The organism is Actinoallomurus sp. CA-142502 (genome assembly GCF_050936355.1).
GTDB lineage: Bacteria > Actinomycetota > Actinomycetes > Streptosporangiales > Streptosporangiaceae > Actinoallomurus > Actinoallomurus iriomotensis.
In genome coordinates, this window is sequence record NZ_JBNJMY010000001.1 from 525,542 (window position 1) to 551,413 (window position 25,872).

Consider the following 25,872-nt stretch of genomic DNA (forward strand, 5'->3'; position numbering starts at 1 on the left):
CCGTACGCCGGAGGGCGCGGGGTGGTGCCAGGCCCACCACGGAAGTGGACTTCGCCCTATCGATGGGGCCTCGGGCCGCGCCTAGCGTTTCCAGCATGAACTCCAAGAGCTCCCGTAACCGTCGTCCTCTCGCCGTCTTCGTCGCGCTCAGCGGTCTCGGGCTGCTGGGCGGTCTGGCCTCGCCCGCCGGGGCGTTCGCGGCGCACACCGTCGGCCGGCACGCCGACGTCGTGCACCAGCGTCCGGTCGGGGCCGGTACGCGATGACGGGTGGTGGACGGAACACCGTGGCGGCAAGGCAGACTGGGGGGATGCAGAACTCCCAGCCGTCCGGGGCCAAGGGCTTCGCTTTGCTCATCGGCGTGATGGTCGCGATCGTGTTGGCGATCATGGTGGTCGCCGTGCTCCTCTCGCCGCGCTGATGCCGACGCTCATCGTGCTGCGGCACGCCAAGGCGGCCTCGCCGCTCGGCACCCCCGACATCGAACGCCCGCTCGCCGGGCGGGGGCGCACCGACGCCGCCCGGGTCGGCGAGGAGCTGCGGACCGCGAGCCGCCTGCCCGACCGGGTCATCTGCTCGACCGCCCTGCGCACCCGGCAGACCCTCGACGGGCTCGCGCTCGACGCGCCCGTCGACTTCGAGTCGCGGGTGTACGACAACGACGCCGAGGAGATCCTCGGGCTGCTGCGCGAGCAGCCCGACGACCTGGGCACGCTGCTGCTGATCGGGCACAACCCCTCGATGCACCAGCTCGTGTTCGGCCTGACCGGCGGGGCGGGCGATCACTTTCCGACCGCGGCGACGGCGGTCATCGAGTTCGACGGAGCGTGGACGGACCTGTGGCCGGGCAGCGGCCGGCTGGTCTCGCTCTGGACCCCCGGCGGCTGATCTCCCGACCAGGCCATCAACCTCTCTCTTCACCGCCAGCGTGCTCGGCGATCAAGCCGGGGACGACTGTCTGTCACCACGCGCGTCCGCTGAGTCGCGCGTCAGTACGGACGGAGAGACCGTGAAGAGACTCGCCCTGTTCCTCGCCCTGCCGGTGCTCGCGGCACCACACGCCGCCGTACCCGCGACGACACCGGCGGCCCATGGCGCTCCGGCCGCCGGGCAGTACATCGTGACCGTCCGTTCGGGCGGCGTGCGCCGGGCGATCACAACGGTGCCACGGACCGCGGTCACCCACGTCTACACCCGAGTCCTCAACGGGTTCTCCGCCCGGCTCGACGCGTCCCAGCTGGAGCGGCTGCGCCACGACCCCGACGTCGTCTCGGTGGCCCCGGTCGTCGCCATGCACACCCAGGACACCCAGGCCGGCGCGCCGTGGGGCCTGGACCGCATCGACGCCGCCTCCGGGCTCGACCAGCGGTACACGTTCCACCACACCGGCAAGGGCGTCACCGCGTACGTCATCGACACGGGGATCGACGCCTCCGACGCCGACTTCGGCGGCCGCGCGTCGACCGCCTACGACGCGACCGGCGGCGACGGCCGGGACTGCAGCGGGCACGGCACCCATGTCGCGGGCACGATCGGCGGCCTGACCTACGGCGTGGCCAAGGCCGTCACGCTCCGGGCCGTACGGGTCCTGGACTGCCAGGGGCAGGGCACGGACGCCGACGTGGTCGCCGGCCTGGACTGGCTGGCTCAGCACGCCCAGCGGCCCGCCGTGGCGAACATGTCCCTCGGCGGGGAGAAGTCGTCGGCGGTCGACGCCGCCTCCGCGCGGCTCACCGGCTCCGGGGTGTTCCTCGCGGTCGCCGCGGGCAACGGCGGCGAGGACGCCTGCGGCTACTCCCCGTCCGGCGCGTTCGGTGTGCTCGCCGTCGCGGCCTCCGACCGGGCCGACGCCTCGGCCGGTTTCAGCAACCATGGCCGTTGCGTACGGCTCTACGCGCCCGGCGTCCAGATCACCTCGGACTGGCTGGCCGGCGCGGTCAGGGCGGTCAGCGGCACGTCGATGGCGTCCCCGCACGTCACCGGGGTGGCCGCGCTGTACGAGGAGGCCGCGGGCGACGCCTCGGCGGCGACGGTCACCGCCTGGCTCACCGGGCACGCCGTGCGGAACGCGCTCAGCGGCGTGCCCGGCGACACCTCCAACACGCTGCTCAACACGGGCGGCCTGTAGGCCTTCAGCTCGTATCGACCGACGCCGGGGCTCCCACGGGACCCCGGCGTCATGTTGTATTAGACGGTGACATAACGGACGTACGAGAGGGGTCGGGTGGTCATGCGGGTCTCGTTCGCATGGCTGCGTGACACGTACTCCGAAGCGGAGGGGCAGCCGGCGCCGGTCTACGGCGCGGTCGCCGCGGTCGGCATCGTCGTTCCCCTCCTGGTCGGCCTGCTGACCGGGCACGCCCCGGAGAGCGTGCTGGCCGCCCTGGGCGCGTTCTACGTCGCCATCGCCGCGCCCGGCGGGCCGTACGGCGCCCGTGCCCGTGCGCTGTTCGTCGCGGTCGCGGTCGTCACCGTCTTCACCTGGCTCGGTGGTGTGGTCAGCGGCCATCCCTGGCTCGCCGTGGCGGTCGTGCCCGTGGTCGCGACGCTCGCCTCGATGCTGCCATGGCTGGGCGCGACCGCCACGCTGTGCACCGTGCTCGCGGTGGTCCGGCCATCGAGCAGTCCGGTGATCTTCAACGGCTTCCTGGAGATGGCCGGCGGCCTGTTCATGTCCGTGCTGCTGCTCGCGCCGTGGATCACGCATCGGCTCAGGCCGCTGCGGATGTCGCTGGCCGAGGCGGCGAACGCGGTCGCCTCCGCGCTGGACGTCCTGCCCGACCCGGGACCGGACGACGAGTGGATCCGCCGACGCGCCAAGGCGTACGAGGCGGTCCGGCAGGCACGCGTCACCTACGGGCTCTACCGTACGGGCGGGCGCGACGACCAGGAGCGCCCGCGACGTTTGATCGAGACGTTCCGGCGCGCGATGGACGAAGGGGTCGCGCTGCGCGCCACGCTCGGCGCGCTCCGCGCGGAGCCGCCGCCCGAGCAGTGGGAGCAGGAACTCCGGGTCGCGATCTCCTCCGTCGCCGCGCGGCTGCGGCTGCTCGCCGGGGCGATCGAGGTGCGCGGACAACGGCCACTCGGCGGCAGCGGCGGCGTCGCCCTGGAACGGTTCGGCCGGGCGACCGAAGAGGTGCGCCAGGACTGGCTCGCCGAGCACAGCGACCTGATCTCCACCGCGCTCCTGCTGCGGGTACGGCAGACCGTCGTCCGCATGGCCGGGGCCGTGGACCGGTCGCGGCAGATCGTCGAGCGGGGCCTGTCCTTCGGCCTGGAGGTCCCGCGCCTTCTCGAACGGCCGGAGGGCGGCTGGACGCGGCTGAAGCAGGACGTCGTGACCAGGTCGCCGGGCTTCCGGCACGCCGTACGGGTCGGCGTCGCGGTCGCGGCGACGATGGCACTCGCCACCGGGCTCAAGCTGACGTACGGCCACTGGCTGACGATCACCGTCCTGATCAGTCTGCGCGACTCCTACGGCGACACCGTGAAACGGGTGGTCAAGCGGGTCGGCGGCACCGGCATCGGCGCGATCATCGCCGCGCTTGCCCTGGCGATCGCGCCGGGGGAGCCGACGCTCGTCGCCCTGGTCTTCGTCGGCGCGGTCTTCGGCTTCACGTACCGGTCGGTCAACCACGCCTACTGGATGACGTTCGGCACGCCGATGCTCCTGCTGCTGGTCGACTTCTCCAACGCGCTGTACTGGTCGGCGGCGTGGTGGCGGATCGGTCTCACCTTCGCCGGCGGCCTGATCGCGCTGGCCGCCGCCCGCACCCTGTGGCCGACCGGCCGGCTCCGCCTGATCCCGGGGGAGCTCGCCGACCTGTTGCGCTCCCACGCCCGGCTCGTACGCGCGGTGGCCGCGCGCTTCGGCGGCGACATCGAGACCCCGATCCGACGCCGGACCGAGGACGCCGTGGCCGCCGAGACCGAACTGGAGGACACGACGAACCGCCTCGGCCGCGAGCCCATCCCGCCGGAGGACCTCCTCCGGCGGGTCCGCGAGGCCACCGCGGCCGCGCGGAGCGTCCGCGACGACCTCAAGACGCTGGTCGCGCTCGCGGAGGAGGACGTGGACCCCGGGCCGGTCGGCACGATCCTCGACCGGGTCGCCGACCACCTCGACGCCCGCGCCGACGCACTGGTGTCCGACGCCGAGCCGGAGGCCGCCCTCGACCTGGGCGGTCTGCTGGAGGAGCTCGACGACCACCTGTCCGGCCTGGACCGCCGGCGCCGCGACGAGATGTCCGGCGTCGGCATCGACCCGGTCACCACCCTGCGCCGCCTGCTGGTCCAGGCGGCGGGCGCCCGCCACGCCGTACGCTCACTCGCCGCCGACGCCGAGCGGCTGGCCGCCACCGACCACCGATTCCCGTCCTAGCCCGGCGGCGAGGGCGCGCCGGTCGGCGACGCCGAACGGCCGGTCTTACGCCGTCCGGCGGGCCCGATCGTGAATCCCCCCCGTCCCGTGCTGTAGTGGACGGGACGCCACCTGTCGACGGGGGGGGGAGCACAGGTGTCGTGGCTGCGGAGGATGTTCGCCGAGTCCGAGGGACGCGCCGCGCCCTTCTACGGGCTGGCGACCGCGGTCGGCGTCGCGACGCCCCTGGCGGTCGGCACGCTGACCGGGCACGCCGCGGACAGCGTGCCGGCCGGTCTCGGCGCCTTCTACGTCGCCTTCGCCGGACCGCGCGGACCGTACGGTGCGCGGGCCCGTTCGATGCTGGTGGCGGTCGCCGTCGTGACGGTGTTCACCTGGTTCGGCGGTCTGCTGGCCGGTCGTCCGGTGCTCGCGACGCTCCTCGTCCCGGTGGTCGCGGCGGCCGGCGCGGCCCTGCCGTGGCCCGGCCCGACGGCGGCGCTGTGCACGCTCGTCGCCGCGGTACGGCCGCCGACGAGCCCGGTGTTCGTCAACGGGGTGCTGGAGACGGCCGGTGGGCTGTGGGTCTCGGTGCTCCTGCTGGCGCCGTGGGTCGTCGACCGGCTGCGCCCGTTGCGCGGCACGCTCGCCGAGGCGGTCCGCGCGGTCGCGGACGCCGTCGAGGCGCCGGCCGAGGAATGGAGCGAACGCCGCAAGGCCGCCTACGACGCGCTGCGCCAGGCGCATTCGACGTGCGCGCTCTACGGCCGTCCCGGTGATGCCGAGCGGAACCCGCCGGGCCTGTTCGTCGATGCGCTCGACCGGGTCATGGGCGAGATCGTCGCGTCGCACTCGCTGCTCGCCGCGCTGGACCGGGAGGCCCCGCCGTCGGATGAGTGGCACGGGGAGTGGCGCGCCGCCATGGCCGCGTTCGCCGGGTGGCTGCGCGGGCTCGCCGAGGCGGTGGAGACGGGCCGTACGCCCCCGTCCCGCCCGGCCGCGGAGCTGGACCGCTTCGTGCGCGCCAGCGAGCAGGTGCGGTTGGAACGGGTCGAGTCGCGGCACGACGTCATCGGGGCCGCGCTCGTGCTGCAGGTACGCCGGAGCGTCGAGCGGATCACCGACGCGGTCGAGGACGCGACCGGGATCGCGGCGCGTGGTCTGGAGGCCGGCTTCGACCTGCCGTTCCCCGGGGGACGGCCGTGGCGCATCCAGCTCCCGTCCGGCTCGCCCGGCCTCCGGCACGCCGCACGGGTCGGGGTGGCCATCGTGGTCGCGATGGCCCTGCAGAACGGCCTGCGCCTGCCGTACGGCTACTGGCTGCCGATCACGGTCATGTTCTGCCTGCGCGACTCCTACGGCGGCACCGTCGAGCGGACCGTCAAACGGGTCGGCGGGGCGACCGTCGGCGCGACGGGCGCGGCGGTGGCCCTGGCGGTCGCGCCGGGCCAGGCGACCCTCATGATCCTCGTCTTCGCCGGGGCCGCGATCGGCTTCGCGCTCCAGCCGGTCAACCACGCGTGGTGGATCACGTTCGCCACTCCGCTGACGATGCTGCTCATCGACTTCACCCGGCCGTTGACGTGGCAGGCGGCCGGGTGGCGCATCGCCCTCACCGTGGGCGGAGCGGTGGTCGCGCTGGCGGCCGCGCGTGCGCTCTGGCCGACCGGCGCGCTGCGGACGGCGCCCGAGCGTCTGACCCGTCTCCTCCACGCGCACGCCGAGTTGGCCCGTACGGTCGCGGAGCTGTTCGAGGGTCGGACGGACGCGCCGATCGATGATCGCCTACGGGAGGCGGCGTCGGCGGCCCGTGAGGTCGAGGAGACGGCGGTACGGCTGGCGCAGGAGCCGGCGCCGCCCGCCGAGCCGCTGCGCGGGCTCCGCGAGGCGACGGCGATCGCCCGGCGGCTGCGCGACTACGCCGCGACCCTGGCGGCGCTGGTCCGGGAGTCGCCGGTCTGCGCGGGCCCGATCCCCGTGATCCTGCGGCGGGTGGCCGACCATCTGGACGCCGAGGCCGACACCGGAGGCCTGGATCTCGGTGACCTGCTGGAAGAGCTGGACGAGTACCTGTCGCGGCTCTGCCGCCGGCGCCGGGCCGAGCTCGCGGGCGGCGCGAGAATCGACGCGGTGACGGTGCTGCGCGAGGCACTGATCGAGGTAGCGGGCGCCCGGCACGCGGTACGAGCCCTGGCGGAGGACGCGCGCCGGCTGGCCGAAGAGGGACGCGCGCTCATCGTGTGAGCGGGTCGACTTTGGTTTCTCGGCGTCGGGCCGAGTTCGTGGGCGGCGTGCTGGCGGATGTGCGCCGGCCGGCCGAGGAGGGGCACGCGCTCATCGTGTGAGCGGTCGCCTCAGCGGGTCAGTTCCGGGTCCTCGGCGTCGGCGGCCTCGATCTCCTCGCGCGAGATGCCGAGCAGGAACGCGATGGCGTCCATGTACGGCACGTTGACCGCGGTGTCGGCGGCCTGGCGGACGGCCGGTTTGGCGTTGTAGGCGATGCCCAGGCCGGCGGTCGCGATCATGTCGAGGTCGTTGGCGCCGTCGCCGATCGCCACCGTCTGGCTGAGTGGAACGCCGGCTTCGCGCGCGAAGCGTTCGAGCGCCGCGGCCTTGCCCGGCCGGTCGATGACCGGGCCGACGAGCCGCCCGGTCAGCCTGCCGTCCTTGATCTCCAGGACGTTCGCGGCGGCGTAGTCGATGCCGAGGTCGGCGGCCAGTGCGTCGGTGATCTGGGTGAAGCCGCCGCTGACGATCGCGAACTTGTAGTCGAGCCGCTTGAGCGTGCGGACGAGGGTGCGGACGCCCGGGGAGAACTCCACGCTGTGCCGCACGGTCTCCAGGACGCTCTCGTCGAGGCCCTCCAGCATCGCGACGCGCTCGCGCAGCGAACCCTCGAAGTCGAGGTCGCCGCGCATCGCGGCCTCGGTGATCGCGGCGACCTGCGCCCCGCGGCCGGCGTGCTCGGCGAGCAGCTCGATGACCTCGCCCTGGATCAGGGTCGAGTCGACGTCCATGACGATGAGCCGCTTGGCCCGGCGGGCCAGGCCGCCGCGCTGGACGGCGACGTCCACCTGCAGCTCGGCGGCCTCGGCGGCCAGCGCCGCGCGCAGCCCGTCCGGGTCGGCGCCGGAGACGTGCAGCTCGATGCAGGTCACCGGCTGGTGGGCGAGCCGCTCGATGCGGTCGATGTTGGCGCCGTGCGCGGCGATGCGGCCGGCGATGCCGGCGAGCGCGGCGGGCCGGAGCGCGCTGCCCAGGATGGTGACGTGCAGCCGGCCGTGCCGTCGCCGCGCGCCGCGTTCGGAGTCGTTGGCCGAGCCGGTGGCCAGCTCCAGCTCCATGCCGAGATCGGTGGCGATCTCCTCGGTCGCGGCGAGGACCTTGCCGACGTCGGTGTCGTAGCCGTAGGACACCAGCACCCCGAGCACCAGCCGCCCTCGGATCACGACCTGCTCGACATCGGCCACGGTCACCGGGAACGCGGAGAGGGTGGTGAACAGCCGCGACGTCACTCCGGGGCGGTCGCGGCCGGTCAACGTGATCAGCAGCGTGCGCTTCTTGGCATTCATGCTGCTCACCACGCTACTTGCCCGCGATCAGGTTTCGCTCCGGCGTCCACCATCCGGACACCTGGCGTTCGCCCGCGCGCTGACCGGTCATGGGGAGGGACGGTCGATCACCGCCACGGCGACGTCGGGGTGAGCGGACCGCCAGGCGCCTGCGGCGGTGGTGACCACTCTGGCCGTACGCGTGCGCGCGGCCAGCGCGGCGTGGGCCATCCCGAGAGTGGTGTCGCCTTCGGCCGCCAGGTGGAGGGTGGCGACGGATGGGGTGTTGTCACGGGTCAGATCGTCCGGAACGACCACGCCGAGGTCGAGCAGGAACAGCGCCCGGTCCACCTGCTCAGGCGTGTCGAGCCGGGTCAGGGCCTCGGCCATCGCCGACATCGGGATGATGATCGCCTGCGCGGCCATGTCGAGGGCGTGCACGGCCTCGACGGCATGCGGTGCGTCGCGTCCGAAATCGCCGATCGTCGACGGGTCGAGAACGTATCCCCCGATCACGCCTCCTCCTCGCCGAGGTCGAGCCGCCGCCGGACGTGCGCGCGCAGGCGGGCGTGGGCCTCCGGATCTCGCCGCTCGTGCGCCGCGGCCATCGCCCGCAGCCGGGTGCGCGCGTCGTGCTGACGGGTCAGCATCTCCCGCAGCGCCCGTTCGACGACGGAGGAGGTGGACTGCTGCCCGGCCAGCTCCTTGATCTGCGTGGCGATCTCGGAGTCGATGGTGACGGTGATGCGTTCCTTGACGCTCATACTTCGAGCATACCGAAGTATGCGTCAGTGGCGCAGGCGACGGTAGGCGATGGCGGCGAGGGCGAACGTCAGGCCGCCGACGGTGAAGAGCACGTCGGTGGCGCCGCCCGCGAACAGCGCCCAAAGCGAGGGGTGCGACGTCCCCAGGGTCTGCGCCGTCGTCAGCCCGGTGAATCCCTTCGGCAGGATCCCGGTGACCCGGACCAGGTCGTCTCCGACACCCGAGACCCCGCGTGCCGCGAGGAGCACGGCTCCCGTCCACGCGAGGGAGAGCAGCATCCATCGGGGAACCCGCCGGCCCCACGGCCGGGCCAGGGCCAACGGCAGCAGGGCCCCGACGACGACCATGAGAACGACGACCAACGAGAACACCTGGATGACGACCTGCCTGGTCCCGTGCCGCCCCGAAGCGGAGGGGTATTCGAGGCCGGTGACATACCAGACGACGTGCCAGGCCAGAAAGACCATCACCCAGGCGAACGCCGCATAGGCGGCCCTGCGATTGGCGCGCAGGTCTCCAGAAGGCTCCATACCGTCGATGCTCACCGGAGCCGTCGCACCTGCGCCTCCCCCTCCCGGGTGATGACGCTCCCCTGGAAGGCGGAGCCGCTCAGTGGGAGAGAAGCAGGTTCACGTCGCCGAACTCGTGCCACTTGTACTCCCGGGCCAGCGCCTCCTCGTAGACCCGTTCCAGAAGTGGCTCACCCGCGACGGCGGTCAGCATCCGCAGGTGTGAGGAGCGCGGCTCGTGCAGGCCGGTGAGCAGGCCGTCCACCGCCCGTACGCCCTCCTCCGGCGTGACGACGCGTGAGGTCCAGCCCCGTGACGGCCGGACGAACCCGTCGTCTCCCACCGCGGTCTCCAGGGCCCGTACGACGGTCGTGCCGACGGCGATCACCCGGCCGCCGTCCCAGCGCACGTGGTTCACCAGCCGCGCCGTCGCGGCGGGCACGTCGTAGCGTTCGGGGTACGGCGGCTCGTCCTTCTCCGGCGACGCGACGCCCGTGTGCAGGGTGAGCGGCGCGAGGTGCACGCCGCGCGCGACGAGCCGCGTCACCAGCTCGTACGTGAACGGCCGGCCCGCGCTCGGCATCTCCGCGCTGCCGCCCTCCAGACCGTTCTCGCCGAAGACCGTCTGGTACGCCGACAGCGGCCAGTCGCGGCCCACGTAGCCGTACCGGATCGGCACGCCGTGGCGGCGCAGGTACGGGACGACGTCGGTGTCGAGCCGGGCGCGCCACAGCCGCGGCGTCTGCCGTCCGAGCAGCGTGAGCGTCGCGCCGCCGGGCAGGGGGAACCACTCACCGCACCGGCCGCCCGGGTAGGGCACCGTCGCCCCGGCCTGGCGCAGCCGCAGCTCGACCAGCCAGGCGTCGTCGGGCTCGGACGGCAGCGGGCCGGAGAAGTGCAGCGCCAGCCGGTCCAGCCGTACGGCGGCGGGCAGCGTCGCGGAGGTGTTCACGACGAGCAGGTCGCCGGGACGCAGCAGTTCGGGCAGCGCGGTGAACGGGTGATGGGTCACGCCCTCGGGCGTGCCGGCGAGCAGGCGGACGCCGTCGCGCCGCGCGGGGGGTTCGCTCGCCTCCAGGCCGGCGGGCAGGGTGAACTCACGCATGGGAATCCTCGACTCGGTGGGCGGCCAGGGCCGCGACGATGGCGATGACGGCCGTGCAGACCGCCCCGGTGTTCAGGCCCGCCGCGTTGACGAGCGCGCCCGCGATCCCGACGGCGAGCGACGAGCCGAGCGTGTCGCTGATCTGCATGGCGGACGAGTTGGTGCCCTGGGTGTCCGGCCCGGACAGCCGGAGCACGAGCACGCTGAGGGCGGGGAAGGCGGTGCCGATGCCCGCGCCCGCGACGATCCAGGCGGGCAGGGTCAGCCAGCCGGAGACGTGGAAGGACAGCGCGACCCCGGCGACGCCGACGGCGTGCAGACCGGCGCCGGCCACGGCGAACCGTGCGGGCGAGGTGCCGGGGAACCGGCCCTGCCACCACGAGCCCGCCGACCAGCCGATCGCGCCGGCGGTGAGGACCAGCCCGGCCGTCGTGGGGTGGAAGCCGAACCGCGAGGTCAGCGCCAGCGGGATGAACGCCTCGGTGCCGCCCATCGCGCCGAACAGCAGGCCCCGCATCGCGATCACCGTCGGCAGCCCGCGGCGCAGGCGCACGAGGCCGCTCGGCATCAGCTCGCGCACGCCGTACCCGAGGCCGGCCAGTCCGGTCACGGCGGCGAGCAGCGCGAGGACCGAGCGGTGGTCCAGGCCCCACAGCAGCAGCGCGGCCCCGGCCGCCAGCGCGACGGCCGTGAGCATCCGTCCGCGGGGCATCGCGCCGTCCGCTCGCAGCCCGCGCACCGTGGGGGCCAGCGCGAGGCCGGCCGGCACCACCAGCGGCACGATCCCGAGGAAGACCCAGCGCCAGCCGAAGTGCTGGGCGACCAGCCCGCCGATCGACGGGCCGACGAGCGAGGGCACCACCCACGCCCCGGCCATCGCCGCGAAGATCTTCGGTCGGCTCCGCTCGGGGTAGACGCGTGCCACGACGACGTACAGCGGGACCGAGGCGAGGCCCGACCCGAGCCCCTGGACCGCCCGTCCGGCGATGAACCAGGCCATCGTGGGCGCCGCGCCGACGATGAGCAACCCGGCGACGAAGACGGCGAGGCCGGTGAACAGCGGACGGGCGGGCCCCCGCGCGTCCGCCCATCCGCCGGAGAGGACGTTGGCCACGAGCCCGGCGATGAACACCGCGCTGAACGCCCAGGCGTACAGCGGCACACCGTGCAGGTCACGCGCTGCCACCGGCATCGCCGTCCCGACCGCCATCTGCTCGAACGCGAGCAGGCCGACGACCGCGATGATCCCCACCGTGGCCAGCCGGTACGGCCGCGCGAGCGGCGACGGCGGCCGGACCGCGCTCTCCTCGCCGGCGGCCAGCGCCGTCATCGGGCCAGGCCGGAGGCGGTGTAGCGGCCGCTCGGCGGTCGTTCGGCGACCAGCCGGAGGAGCGCGGGCACGGCCACCTCCTCCGGGCGCGGCGCCGCCTCGGCGTCCTCTCCCGCGGCGGCGAGCATCCCGGTGCGCATCTCGCCCGGGTCCACCCACCAGACCGCCACATCGGGTTCCTCGGCGGCCAGCACGTTGGACAGCTGCTCCAGCGCGGCCTTGGTCGCGCCGTACCCGCCCCAGCCCTCGTACGGCTCGGTCGCGGCGTCGGAGCTGATGTTGACGATCGCGCCGCGGCGTTCGCGCAGGACCGGCAGGAGTCCCTGGATGAGCGCGAGCGGGCCGATCGCGTTGACCGCGAACGCCTGCGCGAGCTCGTCCAGCGGATAGGCGGCGAGGGGCGGCAGCGGGGTGGCGCCGAGCGTGCTCGCGTTGTTGACCAGCAGGTCCAGGCCGTCGGCGGCGTCGATCAGCGCGGCGCGGTGCGCGGGGTCGGAGACGTCGCCGGCGACGGTCGTCACCGCGCCCAGCCCGGCGGCGGCCTTCTCCAGCTCGGGGCCGCCGCGCGCGTCGAGGACCAGTTCCCAGCCTTCGCGGGCGAGCGCGCCGGCCAGTGCCAGGCCGAGTCCGCGGGACGCCCCGGTGATCAGTGCCTTCATGCTCGACGACGCTAGGAGGCGAGTCGGTGAGGAGGCATCGGCCGTCGGGCCGGTCGGGTCCTCGGCGATGGGTCCTAGGCCGGACGGCCGATCGGATCCCCGCCGGTCCGGCGGGTACCGTCGAGCCGTGGAAGCCGATCGGGACGCCGCGTTGCACGCGGTCAGCGCGGCGGTGCTCGCCGTCACGCGTCATCTGTCCGTGCACGAGGTGTTCCAGGTGATCGTGCGGGCGGCCGCGCAGCTTCTCGACGCCCGCTACGCCGCGCTGGGAGTGCCCGACGACGAGGGCTCGTTCGCCGAGTTCGTCGTCGAGGGCGTCAGCGACGAGGAGTGGAACAGGATCGGCCCGCTGCCGCGCCAGCACGGCCTGCTCGCCGTCATGCTGCGCGAGGACAAGGTGCAGCGGCTGGCGGACGTGCGCCGGGCCCCGGCGTTCGAGGGCTGGCCGACGGCGCATCCGGTGCTGCGCGACTTCATCGGCGTGCCGATCCGCGACGGCGACGACACCCTCGGCATCATCTTCCTGGCCAACAAGCGGCAGCCGGGCGGCTTCACCGACGACGACGAAGAACGCCTCATCCTGTTCGCCGCGCACGCGGCGATCGCGCTGACCAACGCGCGGCTGTACGAGCGCAACCGCGAGCTGACCGTCATCGAGGAGCGCGCCCGGCTGGCCCGCGAGCTGCACGACGCGGTCGCGCAGAAGCTGTTCTCGCTGCGGCTCACCGCCGCGGCGGCGCTCGCGGCGGCCGACCCGAGGTCCGAGCTCGAACGCGTCCAGACGCTCGCCAAGGAGGCGCTGGCGGAGCTGCGCGAGGTGATCTTCGAGCTGCGGCCGGCCGAGCTGGCCGGCGACGGGCTGGCCGAGTCGCTGCGCAAGCACGTCCAGGTGCTCGACCGCGTGTGGGGAGCCGGCCGCGGCCGCCGGACGGCCGTACGGTTCGAGGGCGAGGAGATCACGCTGCCGCCCGCGACCGAGGCGGTGGTCTTCCGCATCGCCCAGGAGGCGCTGTACAACGCGCTGAGACACGGCGACCCGTGTACGGTGACCGTCCGCCTCCGACCGGGGCTGCTGGAGATCCGTGACGACGGCGTCGGCTTCGATCCGTCGGAGGCCTCGCGTGACGGTCTGGGACTCGCGTCCATGCGCGAGCGCGCGGAGTCGGTCGGCGGCGTCCTGACGATCTCCTCGTCGAGCTCCGGCACCGTCGTACGCCTGGAGGTGCCCGCGTGATCCGCGTACTGATCGCCGACGACCATCCGGTCGTGCGCCAGGGCCTGCGGACGTTCCTCGGCGTGCAGGAGGACATCGAGGTCGTCGGGGAGGCCGCCGACGGCGCGGAGGCGGTCGCCCGCGCCGAGGCGCTCACGCCCGACGTCATCCTGCTCGACCTGAAGATGCCGGGGGTCGACGGGCAGGCGGCGCTCGAAGAGATGCGGGCGCGCGGCATCTCCTCGCGGGTGCTGGTGCTCACGAGCGTGGGCGAGCGCGCGCGGGTGCTGCCGGTCGTCCGCGCGGGCGCTTCCGGCTACCTGTACAAGGACGTCGACCCGCAGGCGCTCGTCCAGGCGATCCGCGCCGTGCACGACGGCCACGTGCTGTTCGCGCCCGAGGCGGCGGACGCCATGCTCGCTCCGAACCAGGGCGACAAGGCCGCGGTCGCCCTCACCGAGCGCGAGCGCGAGGTGCTGACGCAGATCGCCCGGGGCCGTTCCAACCGTGAGATCGCGCGGGCGCTCGTCGTGTCGGAGAAGACCGTGAAGACGCACGTCTCGAACATCCTCATGAAGCTCGGCCTGCAAGATCGCACCCAGGCGGCGCTGTACGCCGTGCGCCACGGACTCGCGGAGCGGTGACTCCACAAGAAATCCACTTGTGATCCATGAGGCGTAAGGCGCGCCGGTCGAATATGTTGATGAAGCTCAGCAGTCGGCTGAGTGAACCGCACCGCCGAGGACGACATCGGAACACATATGAGAGTTGCCATTCGCTACGCCGCGGGATCGGATGTCGGCCGTGCCCGCGAGAACAACGAGGACTCGGCGTATGCGGGCCCATGGCTGCTCGCGGTCGCCGACGGCATGGGCGGTCACGTGGGTGGCGAGATCGCGAGCTCTCTCGCGATCCAGGCCCTCTCCGCCATCGACCACGAGGTCCCCCAGGCCAAGCTGGTCGAGGTCGTCGAACGTGCCGTGCTCGCGGCCAACCAGGCGATCGCCCAGAAGGTCGAGGACGAGCCCGCGCTCCAGTCCATGGGTACGACATGCACCGCGATGCTGTGGTCGGGTACGCACACGGCTCTCGCCCACATCGGCGACTCACGGGCCTACATGCTGCGTGAGGGGATCCTCTACCAGATCACCGAGGATCACACGCTGGAGAAGATGCTCACCGGGGAGGACGGCGCGGCGCCCCACCTGGCCAACCGGCTGGTCCGCGTGCTCGACGGCAGACCCGAGCGCAAGCCCGATCTGTCGCTGCGCGAGGCCCTGCCGGGCGACCGTTATCTCCTGTGCTCCGACGGGCTGAGCGGCCCGGTCGACGCGGAGACGATGCACCAGGTGCTGACCGCCGAGTCCGACCCCGCCGCCGCCGTCGGCCAGCTCATCAACGCGGCCAACCAGGGTGGCGGCCCGGACAACATCACGGCGATCGTGGTGGACGTCGTGGCCGAGGGCATCGAGGCCGCGGCCCCGGTCATCGTCGGCGCCGCGGAGCGCTGACGCTCCACGGACCTCCGGTGCCGTACGACCGACGTCGTCGCACGGCACCGGATGAGCCCTTCCGCTCTCGCCCCCGTTTCCTGAAGACGGGCCGGCGTCAAGGTCTCCAGCCGGTTACGTTCTCAGATCTGGCTTGGTATTTACTTGACCCGCACCCGGCATATTGCGGTATACGGGTCCACAGGCGCATAAGAGCACCATGGGGAGGGCGAAGGTTTGGACGTGGCACGGGGGCACGCGGTCGCGTCCCGAGCCCGAGGACGGCCGGCCGACGTACTCGGCCGTGTGTTCGCCGCCTCTGGTGACGGCGCACTCGGTGTTGCCCTGCGCGCAGGCGGCATGGCCACCGCGGCGGTGGTGGTGTCCGCCCTGCATCGCGTGCACGACCCCGGCACGCTGTGCCCGCTGCGGGCGCTCACCGGAATTCCGTGCCCCCTCTGCGGCGGCACCACCGTCTTCATCGAGCTGGGTGCGGCGCATCCGGTCAAGGCGCTCCTCGCAAGCCCCGTTGTTCTGCTGGGCGCGATCGGGCTGGCTACCGCCCCGCTCGGGTCCGGACGACGATGGTGGGCGCTCGATCCACGCATCCGTGCTTGGATCATCGGAGTGACGCTGGGGCTGTCATGGGTCTGGCAGCTCGCCCGTTTCGGGTTTCTGCCTCTTTGAAGTCAGTACCTCATCATGGCGACTGCCGGGTCCGGTTTGGCGGACGGGCGTAATTCAACAAAGGAGAAAGAGCGTGAGCACCCCCTACGACCCGTACGGCCAGGGTCAGCAGCAGCCGGGTTATGGTCAGCAGCCCGGTTACGGCCAGCAGCCGGGCTACGGGCAGCAGCAGCCCGGGTACGGCCAGCAGCCGGGCTACGGGCAGCAGCAGCCCGGCTATGACCAGCAGCAGGGCTATGGCCAGCAGCCGGGTTACGGCCAGCAGCCGGGCTACGGGCAGCAGCCCGGTTACGACCAGCAGCAGGGCTATGGCCAGCAGCAGGGTTACGGCCAGCAGCAGGGTTACGGCCAGCAGCAGGGCTATGGTCAGCAGCAGGGCTACGGTCAGCAGGGCTACGGCCAGCAGCAGGCGTACGGGCAGCAGGGTTACGGTCAGCAGGGCTACGGTTCCGGGTACGGCCAGGTCCAGTACGCCGGCTGGGGCGCGCGGTTCGGCGCGCGTTTCATCGACGGCCTGATCGTCGGTATCCCGTCCGGGATCATCATGGGCATCATCAGCGCGGTCGCCAAGAACATCGCGGTGACCTACCTGATCGAGCTGGTCCTCCTCTTCATCATCGCGTTCGCGCTCAGCTTCCAGGAAGCCAACACCGGTCAGACGGTCGGCAAGCGCGTCCTCGGCATCAAGGTCGTCAGCGAGGCGACCGGCCAGCCCCTCAGCGCCGGCGCCGCCTTCGGCCGGCAGCTCTGCCACTCCACGATCGACGGCTGGGTGTGCGCCCTCGGGTTCCTCTGGCCGCTGTGGGACGACAAGAGCCAGAGCTGGGGCGACAAGATCACGAAGGCCATCGTCGTCACGGCCTGAGCGCCGAGCTCAGACGCGGGGCGTACTCCTTCGGGAGTGCGCCCCTTGTTCTTTAACGTCAGCTTGTTCTTTGGTCAGCGTGTTCTTCGACCGTCAGCGCACCGGGTCGAGGACGCTGTTGCAGGCGGCCACCTGCGCCCGTCGTACGGCCTTGTCCAGGTCGCGCAGGGCCTCGGTGCGCCGCTGGATCTGGGCGGCCGACAGCGCGGCGCCCTCCGTGTCGCGCGCCAGGTCCACGACGACCGCGAGGCGCCCGGCCAGCGCCGCCACCCGGTGGGCGCGCGCCGGGTAGCCGGGGGCGAGGCCGCCGACCTGTTCGTGATGGTGTGACTCGCGCAGCGCGCCGAGGGCGTCGGCGATCTCCGGCCGCCACTCGAGAGTGCCGTCGACCGCCATGAGCGACTCGGTCGCCTCGCGTACGGCGAGGGTGAGCTTGTGATCGGCTTCGGGGAGCCCCGGCGTGTCCGCGACCGCCGAGCGTGTCTCGTGCACCGTCCAGCGGGTGCCGACGTAGGAGGAACCACGGCGGTCCTCGGCCGGCACCAGGCCGAACGTCCGGTCGCCGGCCGCCAGGAGCACGGCCTCCTCGGCCTCGATCGCGGCGGCGTTGAACTCCGGCGGCCCGGTGAGGCCGAGCGGGTCACCCGGCGCCGGCAGCGCGAGCCGGAACGCGGACAGCCCGGCCACCCGGAGGGCCGCGAGGGCGCCGCGCAGCGGCGTCTCGCCGGGCTGGTCCGGGATGCCCGCGACGACGTGCGGGCCGCCCAGGCGTTCCATGGCGTCGGCGGCCTCATCGAGCCCCACGTGGCCGGTCAGCCATGCGTTGCCCCAGGCGACGAGGACGGCCGAGGGGTGAGTCACACGCATGCCGACAACCATAAGGCGTCCGAATGCCGTAGGTTCGTGCCGGAGACCCGCGCGAGGCCGGCGGCCCCTGCCGCCTGCGGCTTCGTGCGCTTTCGTTGATGGCGAAGGGATGCGATGGCCGGCGAGGTACTCAGGCTCGAGGGCGTCGAGATCCGGCGCGAGGGGGCGACGCTGCTGCGCAACATCGACTGGACCGTGCAGGAGGACGAGCGATGGGTGATCATCGGTCCGAACGGCGCGGGCAAGACGACGTTGTTGCAGGTGGCGGGCGCGATGTTGTTCCCGAGCGAGGGCAGTGCGCAGATCCTGGGTGAACAGCTTGGTAAGACCGATGTGTTCGAGCTGCGGCCGCGCATCGGGCTGTCGAGTTCGGCGGTGGCGGATCGGGTGCCGCCGGAGGAGAAGGTCATCGACCTGGTCCTCACGGCGTCGTACGCGATCATCGGCCGCTGGAAAGAAGAATATGACTCCACGGATGTGACGCGGGCCGTCGAGCTGCTCGACGCGCTCGGCTGTGCCCACCTCATCCGGCGTCGTTTCTCCACACTCTCGGAGGGCGAGCGCAAGCGCGTGTCGATCGCGCGCGCCCTCATGCCCGACCCCGAGCTCCTGCTGCTCGACGAGCCCGCGGCAGGGCTCGACCTCGGCGGCCGTGAGGACCTCGTCGCGCGGCTGACGGCCCTGGCCGTCGACCGTCTCGCGCCGACGATGGCGCTCGTCACCCACCACGTCGAAGAGGTGCCCGAAGGGTTCACGCACGCGATGCTGCTGCGCCGCGGCTCGGTCATCGCCACCGGGAAGGTCGACGAGGTGTTCACCGACGAGCACCTGTCGAAGTGCTTCGGGCTGCCCCTGCGGATCGAACGTCAGGACGGGCGCTGGCACGCGCGAGCCGTCAGGTCGTGACCCGCCGCCCTCCTCCTGAGGCCGCCCGATGACCCCCCTGCACGCTCTCGCCATCTTCGGCGCAGGGGCCGGCGCCGGCTGCATCAACGTCATCGTCGGCTCCGGTTCTCTGATCACCTTCCCGGTGCTGGTCGCGCTCGGCTACCCGCCGGTCGTGGCGAACGTCTCCAACACCGTCGGCCTCGTACCGGGCTCCGCCTCCGGGGCGTACGGCTACCGGCGCGAGCTGAACGGGCAGCGCGCCCGGCTGGCCCGTCTCGGGCTGGCGTCCGTGATCGGCGCGCTCACCGGCGGCGTGCTGCTGCTCGTCCTGCCGGCCTCGGCGTTCGAGGTGATCGTTCCGGCGCTGATCGGCGTGGCGTGCGTCCTCGTCGTCATCCAGCCGCGGCTGAGCGCCTGGCTGGGCGGCCGGCGCCGGCACCCGCACGGCGGCCCGTGGCTGTGGATCACCGTCCTGCTGAGCGGGGTCTACGGCGGGTACTTCGGGGCCGCTCAGGGCGTCGTGCTGCTCGCGCTGCTCGGCATCTTCCTCGACGAGGACCTGCAGCGCGTGAACGCGGTCAAGAACGTCCTGGCCGGTGTGGTCAACGGCGCGGCGGCCCTGCTGTTCATCGCCGTCGCGCACGTGGACTGGTGGGCGGCGCTGTTCATCGCCGTCGGCTCGACGGCCGGGGGGCTGCTCGGCGCCTCGATCGGCCGCCGGCTGCCGCCGATCGCGCTGCGGATCGTCATCGTCCTCGTCGGCGTGGCCGCCATCGTCAAGATGCTATGACCCTGCGGCGGAGCATCCGCGCGGTCTCCTCGTCGGCCGGCAGGAACGCCTCCAGCCGCAGCTCGGCCAGCGTGACGTCGACCGCGGTCGCGAACGAGGTCACCGTCGTGACCAGCCGCAGCTCGCCCTCGTCGCAGCGCAGGCGCAGCGGCACCGCGAAGCCGACGTAACCGGGCGCGTCGGGCCCGGACGGCAGCGGCGGCACGTACCCCTCCAGCTCGGCGATGAACGCGTCGAGGCGGTCGTCCGGACTCCTGAGTGCCAGCGCGCGCAGGGCCTCGACGATGTGCCGGCCCCACTCGGGCAGGTTCGCCACGCGCCGCGCCAGCCCGTCGGGGTGCAGCGCGAGCCGGAGCATGTTGACGGGCGGCTCCAGCAGGTGCCCGGCGGCGCCCTCGGTGAGCACGGTGACGGCGGCGTTCGCGGCCACCAGCTCCCCGTACGGCCGTACGACGAGGGCCGGGTACGGCAGGTGTCCCTCCAGGACACGGTCGATCGCCTCGCGTACGGGACGCAGCTCCGGAGCGTCGAGGCTGGACTCGGCGAACACCGGGGCGTACCCGGCGGTGAGCAGCAGGGCGTTCCGCTCGCGCAGCGACAGTTCCAGCGACTCGGCGAGGCGCAGCACGATGCCGCGGCCGGGCCGCGAGCGCCCCTGCTCCATGTAGCTGAGGTGCCGCTGCGTCGTGCCGGCGCGCAGGGCGAGCTCCAGCTGGCTCCAGCGCCGCGCCGTACGCCATCGCCGCAGCTCGCGTGCGAACCCGTGGGTCTCCATCACCGTCAGCATGCCCCAGTCGTATCCGGCGGCGGCGCCGCCCGTCGATTCCCCGCCGGGTATTGCCGGGCGGCCGGTGCGGTCCCGAGCATGAGCCGGCATGAGCGAGGACAAGCCCTACACGAGAGTCGTGATCACCGCTGACGGCGGATCCGCGTTCGAGGACGCCGCGCTGGTGCTCACCGAGCGGCGGATCGCCGCGGGCGTGCCGCCGATGGCCACCGCGGGGATGGCGGCGTCGAGCGGTGTGACGTATCTGCGCAGCGCGGACTTTGACAGCGAGCCGCACCCCGCCCCGCGGGAGCAGTGGGTGGTGATGGTGCGGGGCGTGATCGAGGTGGAGGTCAGCGACGGCTCCCGGCGGCGGTTCGGGCCGGGCGATCTGGTGCACGTGTCCGACACGACGGGGCGTGGACACGTCACGACCGCCGTGGGGGAGCCCCCGTTCGAGGCCCTCTTCGTGCCCGGCGGGCCCTGAGTCCTCGCCCGGTAAGGCCGCTTCCGGACCGGTTGAACGACTCGCCTGGAGGGTAATAATCGAATAGACGTTCGAGAAGGGTGCGGTCATGAAGGGCGACAGGGTCGAGGTCATGATCGACGCCGGCGGCGCGACGCGCACCTACGAGGTGGTCGCCACGCGCGCGGGCAGGCGTGTCGAGGTCGTCACCCGGCGGGGCGTCGTGGAGGTGACCGAGGTGACCCGCACCGGCACCCCCGTGCGCACCGCGCGCTTCATGGCCAGCCGCGTCCTGGCGCTGGTCGAACATCCCTTCAACGACCGCAGGGAGCCTTCCGCCCCCCGGCCCGGCGAGGCCTGAGCGCCGATAGCATGGCGCGTGGTCCGCCCACGACGATCTTGGAGTCGGCCATGCGCGTTGCCCCGCCGATCGCCGCCGCCGGTCTGCTGGCGGTCACCCTGCTGACGCCCACGGCGGCCGGCGCCGCGTCCGGCGGCACGACCCACGCCTGCTCCGCGTCGGTGGACGTCGACGCGTTCTCCGACGCCCTCGACAAGACCACCTTCGACGGCGTCTACGTCGGGAACCTCTCGGCCCTCGCCGTCGACCGCGACGGGCGCATCGCGGCGCTGTCGGACCGGTCGTCGCTGTTCAGCCTGGACGCCCGCACCCTGCGGCCGGTCGGCGTCGTGGCCCTCGCCGACGAGAACGGCGCCGCCCTGGACTCCGAGGGCCTGGTCGTCGACCGCGACGGCACCCGCCTGGTCACCTCCGAGGTCGAGCCGTCCATCCGCCGCTACAGCCGGGCCGGGAAGATCCTGGGCCGGCTCCCGGTGCCGGACGCCCTGCGGGTCGCACCGGCCGGGCGCGCCACGACCAACCTCACGTTCGAGGGGCTCACGCTGGAGCCCGGCGGGCGCACGCTGGTCGCCTCGATGGAGGGGGCGCTCTCCGGCGACGACGCCGACCTCGTGCGCTTCCAGACGTGGCGGCGCCAGGCGTACGGCCGTGACTTCCGGCTCTCCGCGCAGTACGGCTACCGCGTCGACTCCGGTCTGGGCGTCTCCGACATCACGGCGACGCCGGACGGGCGGCTGCTGGTGCTGGAGCGCGGTTTCACGGCCGGTGTCGGCAACACGATCCGGCTCTACCTCGCCGACCCGCGGCACGCCACCGACGTCGGCCGCACCGAGCACCTCACCGCCGGGCCGGGAGTCCGTCTCATCGGCAAGTCGCTGCTCGCCGACCTCGGCGACTGCCCCTCGCTCGGCGCGACCGCCAAGCAGCCCCAGCCGAACCCGCTGCTGGACAACATCGAGGGCATCACGATCACCGGCCGTGCCCCGGGCGGAGGCCTGCGTCTGTTGCTGGTCAGCGACGACAACCAGGGCTCCCAGCAGATCACCCGGCTGTACTCCCTGACCGTACGGCTGCCGCGCGGCTGACTCAGCGGGCGGGACGCACCTGGATCATGCCGCTCTCCAGGATCCGGGTCTCGAAGGCGGGCTGGCGGCCGGTGGCCGGGCCGTGCACCACGGTGCCGTCGCTGACCTGGAACGTGCTCCCGTGCCACGGGCAGACGACGCAGATCTCGTCGTCCACCCGGATCATGCGGCCCTGGTGCAGCGGCCCGTCGAGGTGGGTGCAGCGGTCGGCGAGCACGTGGACGTCCTCGCCGTAGCGCAGCACGAACAGGCTGATGTAGCCCAGCGTGCGGTGGACCGGCCAGCCCTCGGGCAGCTCGTCCAGCGGGCACAGGTCGTGCCAGCCCAGCGGCCCCAGGTGGGTGATCGACTCGGCGTGGCTGGCGCCCGCGGCGAGCCGGAAGGCCAGGTGGCCGCCGAGGTAGGTGCCGCTGAGCAGCGCGGCGAGCCCGGCGAGGCTCAGGATCTTGCCCTGGCGCGTGCGGCCGCGCAGGCGGGCGAACAGCGACGCGGCGAACAGGCCGGTGGCGGCGGTCGTGCCGATCGAGTGCACGATGCCGACGCGCTGCTGTTCGATGTGGAGCGAGGACCAGTCGGCCGCGCCGGTGAGCGCCACCGGCACCGCGCTCGCCAGCCCGGCGGCCAGCAGCACCTCGGTGGCGCGCTCGGTGTCGGGGAACAGGTCGAGCGCCGACGCCGCCATCCAGCACCCGACCGGGACGTCGGTCAGCGGTGGATGGGCCGGGTGGCCGAGCGGCACCCCGTGCAGAAGGTCTCTGAGAGTCCCCGGTGGCAGGAGCCGCAGGATGAATCCGGTGAGCCCACGGGCCGGCCGGTCGAGGACATGAGCGTGCTCGAGATCCTCGGCGACCTTGAGTGGGCGGGGGACGGTCAGGGACCTGGAGATCCTACTCACCCGCTGACGGTTCACCGCACCTCCTCGGATGGCTCTGGTTCGGACACTAGCCTGCCGCGCCACCTGGGCACCATGCGGGGTCACGTACAGCCGGTTTCGCTCCTGCGGGCCGCCCACCGGTGCGAATGATTTACACCGTTGTCAGGGGTTCCACGAGATGAACGAAGTCAAACCCGTTAAAGCGTCCGTATTACGGCACCTCGTGGGTCTCGCGTGATTAACGCCGCTCGTTTATCTTTGAAGCGTCCGTGGCGGAAATCTTCCGGCATCCAGGGTGGTAACGATGCGGAGGCTCGAGGCCGAGTTTCCCGGCTGGCGGTTGTGGATCAGCGACACCGGCCGGTGGTGGGCCTTCCGTACGGAGGCATGTGCCCTCACCATCGAACAGCTGCGCGCCGGCTGCCGGCTGATCGTCCAGGCGGACACCTCCGACGCGCTCTACTCCGCCATCCGCGCCGAGATCGAGGCCGAGCGGCGCGTGGCCTCCCAGGTGTCCTGACGACGCTCAGCGGGGTTTGCGCGCGCTCCCGATGATCCGCGGCGCCACGGGGGAGCACCAGGCGGTCGCGGGGAACCGGAAGCCGCGGCAGCGTTCGACCTCGAACACCCGCCGGATGTCCGGCAGCGGGTCGCGCGTGACGTGACACCCGCCCATCAGCCGAGGCCAGACCACGTCGGCTAGCCGCTGTGCGGTGGCGAACGCCGTGTCGTGGCTGCGCACGTGCTCATAGAAGCGGAGCTGCCCGCCCGGCCGCAGCACCCGGCGGAACTCCTCCAGCGCGGCCCGGGGATCGGGCACCGAGCACAGCAGGCCGGAGATCGCCACGGCGTCCGCCGAGCCGTCTTCGGCGGGCAGCCGCGCGGCCGTGCCGTCCACCACCCGCACCCGTACGGGCGCGGTCCGGGCCGCCTCGGTGGCCTGCGCCCGCAGGTGCGGCTCGGGTTCGACGGCCACGACCTCGGAGACCTCCGTCGGGTAGCGCGCGAAGTTCAGCCCCGTGCCGGGTCCGACCTCGATCACCCGGCCGGACAGGCCCGCGAGCAGCTCGTTGCGCAACGCACGGTTACCGCGTTCTTCCTGCCGTGCGGCGATCGGGCCGTACAGGCGAGCGAAGATCGGATTCTCCACGAGTGTCATGTCGCCTGCCTATCAGATACCCGGGGGAAGTGCGGGTCAGTGCGCGTCACACGGCGTGATCATGACCGAACAGAACAGGTAAAGAGCCGGAAAAGGGCGACCCGCACGTGCGGGCCGCCCCTTCCCTCGGGGGGAGGGGGAGACTCAGCTCCCGTTGACGCCCAGGCCCTTGGCGACGTCGTCGCCCAGGGACTTGGAGACGTTGCGCCAGTACTCCACGACGCGCGTCTTCATCTCGGCGGTGACCTCCGGGCGGGAGGCGTGGCCGACGATGTTGCCCGCGAGGTTGGCGCGGTCGTTGTCGGACATGACGTCGTCGTACAGCGCGCGCGGCTGGCCGTAGTCGTCGTCCTCGGCGTGCAGGGTGTACGCGGCGCGGACGATCTCGCCGGTGACGCTGTAGCTCTCGCCCTCGTACAGCGACGGGTCGGCCTGCGGGCCGCCCACGGTGTTCGGCGCGTACACCGGGTCGCCGTAGTTCTCGTACCGCATGGCGCCGTCCTTGTTGTAGGAGTGGACGGGCACCTTCGGCCGGTTGACCGGGAGCTGCAGGTAGTTCGGGCCGATCCGGTAGCGGTGGGCGTCCGGGTAGGAGAACAGCCGGCCCTGGAGCATCTTGTCCGGGCTCGGCGCGATGCCGGGCACCATGTTGGCCGGCTCGAACGCGGCCTGCTCGATCTGGGTGAAGTAGTCGTCCGGGTTCCGGTTCAGCACGAACCGGCCGATGGTGATCGGCGGGTAGTCGCCGTGCGGCCAGACCTTGGTCAGGTCGAACGGGTTGAACCGGTAGCCGGCGGCGTCCTCGAACGGCATGACCTGCACCTGCACCGTCCACGACGGGTGGTCGCCCGCGCTGATGGCCTGGCTCAGGTCGCGGAGGTGCAGGTCGCGGTCGAGCGCCGTCCGTTCGGCTGCCTCGGCGTCGGTGAAGTTCTTGATGCCCTGGTCGGTCTTGAAGTGGTACTTCACCCAGAACTTCTCGCCGGCGGCGTTGATCCACATGAAGGTGTGGCTGCCGTAGCCGTTCATGTGGCGCCAGGAGTACGGCGTGCCGCGGTCCGACATCAGGAGGGTCACCTGGTGCGCGGACTCGGGACGCAGCGTCCAGAAGTCCCACTGCATGTTGTGGTCGTGCAGGTGGTTGTCGGACCGGCGCTTCTGCGAGTGGATGAAGTCGGAGAACTTCGAGGGGTCGCGGATGAAGAAGACCGGCGTGTTGTTGCCGACGAGGTCGTAGTTGCCGTCCTCGGTGTAGAACTTCAGCGCGAAGCCCCGCGGGTCGCGGACCGTGTCAGGGAAGCCGAGCTCGCCCGCGACCGTGGAGAACCGCAGCAGCAGGTCGGTGCGGGCGCCCTTCTGGAAGAGCTTGGCCTTGGTGAACTGGCTGACGTCCTCGGTGATCTCCATGAAGCCGAAGGCGCCGCCGCCCTTGGCGTGAACGACGCGCTCGGGCACCCGCTCGCGGTTGAACTGCGCCATCTTCTGGATCAGGTAGTGATCCTGGAGCAGCAGCGGCCCGTTCGGCCCCACGGACAGGGAGTCGTGGTCACTGGGCGCGGGGATGCCGGCGTCAGTGGTCGTGATCGGCCTCTGGTCAGTCATGCGTACTTCCTTCCTCAGAGTCCCGACGGCAGTCAGGACAGAAACCCCAGAAGGTGACGTCCGCCTCGTCCACCAGGAATCCGGCGTCATCGGCGGGTTCGAGGCACGGCGCCTCCCCGGCCGTGCAGTCGACGTCCGTGACGCGGCCGCACTGTCGGCAGACAAGGTGATGGTGGTTGTCTCCGACCCGGCACTCGAAGCGCGTCGGGCTTCCCGCGGGTTCGATCCGCCGTACGAGCCCGGTCGCGGTGAACGCGTGCAACGCCTCGTAGACGGCCTGGAACGAGACGTGGCCGAGCCGCTCGCGTACCTGAGAGGTGACCGCGTCGACGTCCAGATGGTCGCCGGCGCGCACCGCGTCGAGGATGGCGAGCCGGGCGGCCGTCACCCTGAGCCCGGCCGAGCGCAGCTCGGCGGCGGCCCCGTGTGGGTGTCCCGTGTCCTTCACATGACCGAGCGTATGCGCTAAACCTGAAT

The 25,872-nt window shown here is 72.4% G+C and carries 29 protein-coding genes; 16 read left to right on the forward strand and 13 right to left on the reverse strand.

The window, feature by feature from the left end; genetic code table 11:
* Window positions 1–95 precede the first annotated feature (95 nt).
* The 5 genes from ACQEV1_RS02940 (at window position 96) to ACQEV1_RS02960 (ending at window position 6,607) form a co-directional block, all read left to right on the forward strand.
* Window positions 96–266, forward strand: a complete 171-nt coding sequence (locus ACQEV1_RS02940; RefSeq protein WP_285634856.1) for a hypothetical protein — start codon at window positions 96–98, stop codon at window positions 264–266.
* 154 nt (window positions 267–420) lie between these two features.
* Entirely contained in the window at window positions 421–888 is a 468-nt protein-coding gene (locus ACQEV1_RS02945; RefSeq protein ID WP_433390824.1) for a SixA phosphatase family protein, read from the forward strand.
* Between the two features lie 121 nt (window positions 889–1,009).
* A complete protein-coding gene (locus tag ACQEV1_RS02950; protein WP_433390827.1) occupies window positions 1,010–2,128 on the forward strand; it encodes a S8 family peptidase in 1,119 nt (372 codons plus the stop codon).
* Between the two features lie 102 nt (window positions 2,129–2,230).
* A complete protein-coding gene (locus ACQEV1_RS02955; protein WP_433390830.1) occupies window positions 2,231–4,384 on the forward strand; it encodes an FUSC family protein in 2,154 nt (717 codons plus the stop codon).
* A gap of 135 nt (window positions 4,385–4,519) precedes the next feature.
* On the forward strand, window positions 4,520–6,607 hold the full coding sequence (locus ACQEV1_RS02960) for an FUSC family protein (protein WP_433390833.1): 2,088 nt from the start codon (window positions 4,520–4,522) through the stop codon (window positions 6,605–6,607).
* Window positions 6,608–6,717: 110 nt separating this feature from the next.
* Here ACQEV1_RS02960 and serB read toward each other — a convergent pair whose 3' ends face one another.
* The 7 genes from serB to ACQEV1_RS02995 form a co-directional block, all read right to left on the reverse strand.
* The gene (serB, locus tag ACQEV1_RS02965) at window positions 6,718–7,935 is read right to left on the reverse strand and encodes a phosphoserine phosphatase SerB (RefSeq protein WP_433405834.1); all 1,218 of its coding nucleotides are present in this window, start codon (window positions 7,933–7,935) and stop codon (window positions 6,718–6,720) included.
* Between the two features lie 87 nt (window positions 7,936–8,022).
* Entirely contained in the window at window positions 8,023–8,430 is a 408-nt protein-coding gene (locus tag ACQEV1_RS02970; protein ID WP_433390836.1) for a hypothetical protein, read from the reverse strand.
* Entirely contained in the window at window positions 8,427–8,678 is a 252-nt protein-coding gene (locus ACQEV1_RS02975) for a hypothetical protein (RefSeq protein WP_433390838.1), read from the reverse strand. Before ACQEV1_RS02975 ends, ACQEV1_RS02970 begins: the two co-directional genes overlap by 4 nt.
* A 24-nt stretch (window positions 8,679–8,702) precedes the next feature.
* Window positions 8,703–9,209, reverse strand: a complete 507-nt coding sequence (locus ACQEV1_RS02980; RefSeq protein ID WP_433390841.1) for a hypothetical protein — start codon at window positions 9,207–9,209, stop codon at window positions 8,703–8,705.
* 79 nt (window positions 9,210–9,288) lie between these two features.
* Window positions 9,289–10,293, reverse strand: a complete 1,005-nt coding sequence (locus tag ACQEV1_RS02985; protein ID WP_433390844.1) for an S-adenosylmethionine:tRNA ribosyltransferase-isomerase — start codon at window positions 10,291–10,293, stop codon at window positions 9,289–9,291.
* Entirely contained in the window at window positions 10,286–11,623 is a 1,338-nt protein-coding gene (locus ACQEV1_RS02990) for an MFS transporter (RefSeq protein ID WP_433390847.1), read from the reverse strand. Before ACQEV1_RS02990 ends, ACQEV1_RS02985 begins: the two co-directional genes overlap by 8 nt.
* Window positions 11,620–12,282 (reverse strand): SDR family NAD(P)-dependent oxidoreductase, encoded by a 663-nt coding sequence (locus ACQEV1_RS02995; RefSeq protein ID WP_285634885.1) that lies wholly within the window; start codon window positions 12,280–12,282, stop codon window positions 11,620–11,622. Before ACQEV1_RS02995 ends, ACQEV1_RS02990 begins: the two co-directional genes overlap by 4 nt.
* 127 nt (window positions 12,283–12,409) lie before the next feature.
* Here ACQEV1_RS02995 and ACQEV1_RS03000 point away from each other — a divergent pair, with 127 nt between their 5' ends.
* The 5 genes from ACQEV1_RS03000 to ACQEV1_RS03020 all read left to right on the forward strand — a co-directional run bounded on the left by ACQEV1_RS03000 (window position 12,410) and on the right by ACQEV1_RS03020 (window position 16,537).
* Window positions 12,410–13,516, forward strand: coding sequence for a GAF domain-containing sensor histidine kinase (locus tag ACQEV1_RS03000; RefSeq protein ID WP_433390850.1), 1,107 nt, complete (start codon window positions 12,410–12,412; stop codon window positions 13,514–13,516).
* Window positions 13,513–14,139 (forward strand): response regulator, encoded by a 627-nt coding sequence (locus tag ACQEV1_RS03005; RefSeq protein ID WP_285634890.1) that lies wholly within the window; start codon window positions 13,513–13,515, stop codon window positions 14,137–14,139. The genes ACQEV1_RS03000 and ACQEV1_RS03005 overlap by 4 nt, the downstream gene beginning before the upstream one ends.
* 117 nt (window positions 14,140–14,256) lie before the next feature.
* Window positions 14,257–15,006 (forward strand): PP2C family protein-serine/threonine phosphatase, encoded by a 750-nt coding sequence (locus ACQEV1_RS03010; RefSeq protein WP_285584560.1) that lies wholly within the window; start codon window positions 14,257–14,259, stop codon window positions 15,004–15,006.
* Between the two features lie 339 nt (window positions 15,007–15,345).
* The gene (locus ACQEV1_RS03015) at window positions 15,346–15,672 is read left to right on the forward strand and encodes a DUF2752 domain-containing protein (RefSeq protein ID WP_285584561.1); all 327 of its coding nucleotides are present in this window, start codon (window positions 15,346–15,348) and stop codon (window positions 15,670–15,672) included.
* Between the two features lie 73 nt (window positions 15,673–15,745).
* Window positions 15,746–16,537: an RDD family protein gene (locus tag ACQEV1_RS03020; protein ID WP_433390854.1), complete on the forward strand. Its 792-nt coding sequence runs from the start codon at window positions 15,746–15,748 to the stop codon at window positions 16,535–16,537.
* A 93-nt stretch (window positions 16,538–16,630) separates the two neighbouring features.
* Here the strand turns inward: ACQEV1_RS03020 and ACQEV1_RS03025 are convergent, their stop codons facing one another.
* Complete coding sequence (locus ACQEV1_RS03025) at window positions 16,631–17,404, reverse strand: hypothetical protein (protein WP_285634901.1); 774 nt, start codon at window positions 17,402–17,404, stop codon at window positions 16,631–16,633.
* A gap of 114 nt (window positions 17,405–17,518) precedes the next feature.
* On the opposite strand from ACQEV1_RS03025, the gene ACQEV1_RS03030 reads away from it, so the two are divergent.
* Window positions 17,519–18,310, forward strand: a complete 792-nt coding sequence (locus ACQEV1_RS03030; protein ID WP_285634904.1) for an ABC transporter ATP-binding protein — start codon at window positions 17,519–17,521, stop codon at window positions 18,308–18,310.
* 28 nt (window positions 18,311–18,338) lie between these two features.
* Window positions 18,339–19,082, forward strand: coding sequence for a sulfite exporter TauE/SafE family protein (locus ACQEV1_RS03035; RefSeq protein ID WP_433390857.1), 744 nt, complete (start codon window positions 18,339–18,341; stop codon window positions 19,080–19,082).
* Here ACQEV1_RS03035 and ACQEV1_RS03040 read toward each other — a convergent pair.
* Window positions 19,069–19,869 carry a helix-turn-helix domain-containing protein gene (locus ACQEV1_RS03040; RefSeq protein ID WP_433390859.1) on the reverse strand — a complete coding sequence of 267 codons (801 nt, stop codon included), beginning with the start codon at window positions 19,867–19,869 and terminating at the stop codon, window positions 19,069–19,071. The two genes, ACQEV1_RS03035 and ACQEV1_RS03040, sit on opposite strands and share 14 nt — an antisense overlap.
* Window positions 19,870–19,957: 88 nt before the next feature.
* Here ACQEV1_RS03040 and ACQEV1_RS03045 point away from each other — a divergent pair, with 88 nt between their 5' ends.
* From ACQEV1_RS03045 to ACQEV1_RS03055, 3 genes are all read left to right on the forward strand, one after another.
* A complete protein-coding gene (locus ACQEV1_RS03045) occupies window positions 19,958–20,335 on the forward strand; it encodes a hypothetical protein (RefSeq protein WP_433390861.1) in 378 nt (125 codons plus the stop codon).
* An 88-nt stretch (window positions 20,336–20,423) separates the two neighbouring features.
* Window positions 20,424–20,675 (forward strand): hypothetical protein, encoded by a 252-nt coding sequence (locus ACQEV1_RS03050; RefSeq protein WP_285584575.1) that lies wholly within the window; start codon window positions 20,424–20,426, stop codon window positions 20,673–20,675.
* A gap of 50 nt (window positions 20,676–20,725) precedes the next feature.
* Window positions 20,726–21,760 carry an esterase-like activity of phytase family protein gene (locus ACQEV1_RS03055; protein WP_433390865.1) on the forward strand — a complete coding sequence of 345 codons (1,035 nt, stop codon included), beginning with the start codon at window positions 20,726–20,728 and terminating at the stop codon, window positions 21,758–21,760.
* Window position 21,761: 1 nt separating this feature from the next.
* On the opposite strand, the gene ACQEV1_RS03060 is transcribed toward ACQEV1_RS03055, so the two are convergent.
* Window positions 21,762–22,655, reverse strand: coding sequence for a Rieske 2Fe-2S domain-containing protein (locus tag ACQEV1_RS03060; protein WP_433390868.1), 894 nt, complete (start codon window positions 22,653–22,655; stop codon window positions 21,762–21,764).
* A gap of 283 nt (window positions 22,656–22,938) precedes the next feature.
* On the opposite strand from ACQEV1_RS03060, the gene ACQEV1_RS03065 reads away from it, so the two are divergent.
* Complete coding sequence (locus ACQEV1_RS03065) at window positions 22,939–23,154, forward strand: hypothetical protein (RefSeq protein WP_433390871.1); 216 nt, start codon at window positions 22,939–22,941, stop codon at window positions 23,152–23,154.
* Window positions 23,155–23,160: 6 nt separating this feature from the next.
* Here ACQEV1_RS03065 and ACQEV1_RS03070 read toward each other — a convergent pair whose 3' ends face one another.
* From ACQEV1_RS03070 to ACQEV1_RS03080, 3 genes are all read right to left on the reverse strand, one after another.
* Window positions 23,161–23,793 carry a class I SAM-dependent methyltransferase gene (locus ACQEV1_RS03070; RefSeq protein ID WP_433390874.1) on the reverse strand — a complete coding sequence of 211 codons (633 nt, stop codon included), beginning with the start codon at window positions 23,791–23,793 and terminating at the stop codon, window positions 23,161–23,163.
* A 144-nt stretch (window positions 23,794–23,937) separates the two neighbouring features.
* On the reverse strand, window positions 23,938–25,395 hold the full coding sequence (locus tag ACQEV1_RS03075; RefSeq protein WP_433390877.1) for a catalase: 1,458 nt from the start codon (window positions 25,393–25,395) through the stop codon (window positions 23,938–23,940).
* Window positions 25,388–25,843 (reverse strand): Fur family transcriptional regulator, encoded by a 456-nt coding sequence (locus ACQEV1_RS03080; protein WP_285634921.1) that lies wholly within the window; start codon window positions 25,841–25,843, stop codon window positions 25,388–25,390. Before ACQEV1_RS03080 ends, ACQEV1_RS03075 begins: the two co-directional genes overlap by 8 nt.
* Window positions 25,844–25,872: the final 29 nt, after the last annotated feature.

Coding starts and splice junctions, on each gene's coding strand:
- ACQEV1_RS02980 (WP_433390841.1), bottom strand. CDS start 9,209: ATGGAGCCTTCTGGAGACCTGCGCGCCAATCGCAGGGCCGCCTATGCG.
- ACQEV1_RS03010 (WP_285584560.1), top strand. CDS start 14,257: ATGAGAGTTGCCATTCGCTACGCCGCGGGATCGGATGTCGGCCGTGCC.
- ACQEV1_RS02995 (WP_285634885.1), bottom strand. CDS start 12,282: ATGAAGGCACTGATCACCGGGGCGTCCCGCGGACTCGGCCTGGCACTG.
- ACQEV1_RS02945 (WP_433390824.1), top strand. CDS start 421: ATGCCGACGCTCATCGTGCTGCGGCACGCCAAGGCGGCCTCGCCGCTC.
- ACQEV1_RS03035 (WP_433390857.1), top strand. CDS start 18,339: ATGACCCCCCTGCACGCTCTCGCCATCTTCGGCGCAGGGGCCGGCGCC.
- ACQEV1_RS03015 (WP_285584561.1), top strand. CDS start 15,346: ATGGCCACCGCGGCGGTGGTGGTGTCCGCCCTGCATCGCGTGCACGAC.
- ACQEV1_RS02990 (WP_433390847.1), bottom strand. CDS start 11,623: ATGACGGCGCTGGCCGCCGGCGAGGAGAGCGCGGTCCGGCCGCCGTCG.
- ACQEV1_RS03075 (WP_433390877.1), bottom strand. CDS start 25,395: ATGACTGACCAGAGGCCGATCACGACCACTGACGCCGGCATCCCCGCG.
- ACQEV1_RS03030 (WP_285634904.1), top strand. CDS start 17,519: ATGGCCGGCGAGGTACTCAGGCTCGAGGGCGTCGAGATCCGGCGCGAG.
- ACQEV1_RS03040 (WP_433390859.1), bottom strand. CDS start 19,869: ATGCTGACGGTGATGGAGACCCACGGGTTCGCACGCGAGCTGCGGCGA.
- serB (WP_433405834.1), bottom strand. CDS start 7,935: ATGAATGCCAAGAAGCGCACGCTGCTGATCACGTTGACCGGCCGCGAC.
- ACQEV1_RS03050 (WP_285584575.1), top strand. CDS start 20,424: ATGAAGGGCGACAGGGTCGAGGTCATGATCGACGCCGGCGGCGCGACG.
- ACQEV1_RS02985 (WP_433390844.1), bottom strand. CDS start 10,293: ATGCGTGAGTTCACCCTGCCCGCCGGCCTGGAGGCGAGCGAACCCCCC.
- ACQEV1_RS02940 (WP_285634856.1), top strand. CDS start 96: ATGAACTCCAAGAGCTCCCGTAACCGTCGTCCTCTCGCCGTCTTCGTC.
- ACQEV1_RS03045 (WP_433390861.1), top strand. CDS start 19,958: ATGAGCGAGGACAAGCCCTACACGAGAGTCGTGATCACCGCTGACGGC.
- ACQEV1_RS03065 (WP_433390871.1), top strand. CDS start 22,939: ATGCGGAGGCTCGAGGCCGAGTTTCCCGGCTGGCGGTTGTGGATCAGC.
- ACQEV1_RS03025 (WP_285634901.1), bottom strand. CDS start 17,404: ATGCGTGTGACTCACCCCTCGGCCGTCCTCGTCGCCTGGGGCAACGCA.
- ACQEV1_RS03055 (WP_433390865.1), top strand. CDS start 20,726: ATGCGCGTTGCCCCGCCGATCGCCGCCGCCGGTCTGCTGGCGGTCACC.
- ACQEV1_RS02955 (WP_433390830.1), top strand. CDS start 2,231: ATGCGGGTCTCGTTCGCATGGCTGCGTGACACGTACTCCGAAGCGGAG.
- ACQEV1_RS02975 (WP_433390838.1), bottom strand. CDS start 8,678: ATGAGCGTCAAGGAACGCATCACCGTCACCATCGACTCCGAGATCGCC.
- ACQEV1_RS03070 (WP_433390874.1), bottom strand. CDS start 23,793: ATGACACTCGTGGAGAATCCGATCTTCGCTCGCCTGTACGGCCCGATC.